The following is a 1648-nucleotide window of genomic DNA, read 5'->3' as shown; positions in this document are numbered from 1 at the left end:
TTAGAGGCCGTTCTCTTTCCGAATGCCGTGTGCGGATTCCGCTGGTCAGGCATGAGATTGCGGCTGTGGCGGGAGTCTCGACTCGTTGCTGATCGAGTCGGTGGGGGTGGCGGATGCCGTCGATGCGGGCGGTCCTGGAAACGCGGCGGAAGGCCGCTGCCGTGCGGGTGGATGAGCTCGAAGCCGAACTGAAGCGGGTGCGGGCTGACTTGGTGGATGCCGAGGAGGTTCTCAAGCTTCGGACGATCGGCCTCGAGCAGTATCTGGAAGCGCTCGCCGAGGAGGATCAGCAGGCCGGGACAGTCGTTGGCCTGTCGCCGAGGAAGCCGGTGGGCCCGCGCCGTGCGGTGCCGCATCGCCAGAACGCGGCCGGGGTCGAAGACCTGTCGGTGGACTACCAGGCGGTGATGGCAGCCGCTGCCGAGGCTGGGAATGACGGGCTGGGTGCCCGGCGGGCGGCCGTGGTGCTGGGCTGGGACAGTGCCTCGGCCTCACGCGTCGAGGGTGCGAGAGCACGGCTGAAGAGGCTGGTGGAACGGGGCTGGCTGGTGGAGGCAAAGCCAGGGAGGTTCACCCTGGCGTCAGAACTGCAGGCCGACGAGATCGTGCGGCTAGGCGGCGGCTCATCAGGGCGATCATCGACCAGCGGATGACGGCTTCGCTCGTCTCGGTGCGCCGTTCGTAGTCCCTGACCAGGCGACGGCTGCGCAGCAACCACGCAAAGGACCGCTCAACGACCCAGCGGCGGGGAAGGGCCTGGAAGCCCCGGACGTCCTCACTGCGGCGGACGATGTCGATGACGAGGCCGAGGTGCTGGCTGGTCCAGTCGGTGAGGTGGCCGGTGTAGCCGCCGTCGGCCCAGACCCGGGCCAGCCGCCGGAAGCGGCCGGCCGCCGCTGGCAGAAGGGACCGGGCGCCGTCCCGATCGGTCACGGACGCCGGTGTGACAGCCACGGCCAGGAGAAGTCCGAGCGTGTCGGTGAGCAGGTGCCGCTTGCGACCGTTGATCTTCTTGCCCGCGTCGAAGCCCCGTGAGCCGAAGGTGACGGTGGCGTCTGCCTTCACCGACTGCGAGTCCACGACCCCCGCGCTCGGCTCGGCGCTGCGGCCTTCACCGGCGCGGACGGCTTCCCGCAGCCGGTCGTGCAGCTCGGTGACCAGTCCCGTGTCCCGCCAGCGGGCGAAGAAGGCGTAGACGCGCGGCCAGGGCGGGAAGTCGGCGGGCATTGCCCGCCACTTGATGCCGTTGTCGACGAGGTAGCGCACTGCGTCAATCATCTGCCGGTGGCAGTAGCCCTCCGGACGGCCGCCGCGGCCCGAAAGCCAGCCTGGCACCGGCAGAAGGTCCCTCACCACGACCCACTCGGCATCGCTCATGTCAGAGCTGTATCGGGGCCGGCGCTGCGGCCGGTCGACCGCGTTCCCGAACCTGTGGGCGAGGCAGTCACACCCACGAGTGGACGAACTGGACTCGGCGACCACGACCACGCGACACTTCGACAACAGGGCCTCTTGCTTCTCGCTGGACTCGACATCCGCGAGCTACCAAGAGGCCCTTCCTTCATGCACCCGACCCGGACAACTCATCCGAATCAGGACCCCGTTCGAACCTGCCCGACCACGCGAGCGGATAGAGAACAGGCAGTTA

Annotated in this window: 2 protein-coding genes; one reads left to right on the top strand and one right to left on the bottom strand. The window is 68.6% G+C overall.

The features are described from left to right. Positions 1-122: 122 nt before the first annotated feature. A complete protein-coding gene (locus QC283_RS39360) occupies positions 123-653 on the top strand; it encodes a hypothetical protein (RefSeq protein ID WP_279566599.1) in 531 nt (176 codons plus the stop codon). On the opposite strand, the gene QC283_RS39355 is transcribed toward QC283_RS39360, so the two are convergent. Continuing rightward, on the bottom strand, positions 571-1377 hold the full coding sequence (locus tag QC283_RS39355; RefSeq protein WP_279566598.1) for an IS5 family transposase: 807 nt from the start codon (positions 1375-1377) through the stop codon (positions 571-573). The genes QC283_RS39360 and QC283_RS39355 overlap by 83 nt on opposite strands. Positions 1378-1648 lie beyond the last annotated feature (271 nt).

Origin of the sequence: Streptomyces sp. DH41 (assembly GCF_029813785.1) — a bacterium.
In the GTDB taxonomy this organism is placed as follows: Bacteria; Actinomycetota; Actinomycetes; order Streptomycetales; family Streptomycetaceae; genus Streptomyces.
Note: the sequence above shows the minus strand (reverse complement) of the source record. Positions and strands in the feature narration are given on the sequence as shown.